Genomic DNA, 563 nt, shown 5'->3' on the forward strand with positions numbered 1-563 from the left:
CGGCGTCGCGGTGCCGCGGCGATCACCCCGCCCCCCGCGCAGGCCGAGCGCACCGTCCCGGACCAGCCACGGCACCACCCAGGAACAAGGCGAGCGTTCCCGGAATCCACGCCGAATTCTGGAGGGGTGAAACACTTCGACGAACGGTAGCCCCGGCCGAACGAGGGCGAGCCGTGACCACGCGTAGGACAGCGCCGCGATACCCACCCCGATCGCGGCGACCGCCGTGAGGATCGGCACAGGATGCACCCGTCGCGCGAGCACCACCCCCGCGACCGTGCCGTACACGGCAGCGCCGACGACGTCGACGAGGAAGAACAACTGGTCCGAATCCAGCGTCGGCCGGGCACCGGCGAACACCACGACCGCGGCGACCGCGAGCCCCCAGGAGAGGACGGCGACGACTGCGGCGGGCACCCGGGCTCCCCCCGCGCCCGCCCCCCCCCCCCTCTCGTGCGCGCTCGTCATGGGGGGCCGGCGACCCCCCCACCCCCCCCCGCCTCCCCGCTTGCCGGGGTCCCCCGGGCCCCGCCCCCCCCCCGCAACCGCCCCCGCGACCGACC

The 563-nt window shown here is 76.4% G+C and carries 1 pseudogene; it reads right to left on the reverse strand.

The window, feature by feature from the left end:
- Window positions 1-468 (reverse strand): annotated as a pseudogene (locus A8G15_RS28885) (sensor histidine kinase); the annotation flags it as partial.
- Window positions 469-563: the final 95 nt, after the last annotated feature.

The sequence above is a fragment of the Rhodococcus phenolicus genome (genome assembly GCF_001646785.1).
Lineage (GTDB): Bacteria > Actinomycetota > Actinomycetes > Mycobacteriales > Mycobacteriaceae > Rhodococcus > Rhodococcus phenolicus.